The 1,097-nt window shown below is 52.4% G+C and carries 1 rRNA gene; it reads right to left on the bottom strand.

Features of this window, described 5'->3' with window-relative positions:
* Nucleotides 1-44: 44 nt before the first annotated feature.
* Nucleotides 45-1,097 (bottom strand): 16S ribosomal RNA (locus D7322_RS28260); the annotation flags it as partial.

The raw sequence follows: 1,097 nt of genomic DNA on the forward strand, positions 1-1,097 counted from the left end.
TCAATCATATGTAACGTGACGAGTACCGGTCCGCGATACTCTAGAAAGGAGGTATTCCAGCCGCACCTTCCGGTACGGCTACCTTGTTACGACTTAGCCCCAATTATCGGTTTTACCCTAACACGCTCCTTGCGGTCACATGCTTTAGGTACCCCCAACTTTCATGGCTTGACGGGCGGTGTGTACAAGGCCCGGGAACGTATTCACCGCGTCATTGCTGATACGCGATTACTAGCGAATCCAACTTCATGGGGTCGAGTTGCAGACCCCAATCCGAACTGTGAATGGCTTTTAGAGATTAGCACCATATTGCTATGTAGCTGCCCGCTGTACCATCCATTGTAGCACGTGTGTAGCCCCGGACGTAAGGGCCATGATGACTTGACGTCGTCCCCACCTTCCTCTCTGCTTGCGCAGGCAGTCTGTTTAGAGTCCCCAACATTACTTGCTGGCAACTAAACATAGGGGTTGCGCTCGTTGCGGGACTTAACCCAACACCTCACGGCACGAGCTGACGACAGCCATGCAGCACCTAGTTTCGTGTCCCGAAGGACGGATGCGTCTCTGCATCCTTCACTAACTTTCAAGCCCGGGTAAGGTTCCTCGCGTATCATCGAATTAAACCACATGCTCCTCCGCTTGTGCGGGCCCCCGTCAATTCCTTTGAGTTTCACCCTTGCGGGCGTACTCCCCAGGTGGATAACTTAACGCTTTCGCTTGGACGCTGGCGGTCTATCGCCAACATCGAGTTATCATCGTTTAGGGCGTGGACTACCAGGGTATCTAATCCTGTTCGATCCCCACGCTTTCGTGCATCAGCGTCAATACCAGCTTAGTGAGCTGCCTTCGCAATCGGAGTTCTAAGACATATCTATGCATTTCACCGCTACTTGTCTTATTCCGCCCACTTCAAATGGATTCAAGCCCGTCAGTATCAAAGGCACTGCGATGGTTGAGCCACCGTATTTCACCCCTGACTTAACAGGCCGCCTACGCACCCTTTAAACCCAATAAATCCGGATAACGCTCGGATCCTCCGTATTACCGCGGCTGCTGGCACGGAGTTAGCCGATCCTTATTCTTCCAGTACATTCAGC

It is taken from the genome of Sphingobacterium puteale (assembly GCF_003627955.1).
Lineage (GTDB): Bacteria > Bacteroidota > Bacteroidia > Sphingobacteriales > Sphingobacteriaceae > Sphingobacterium > Sphingobacterium puteale.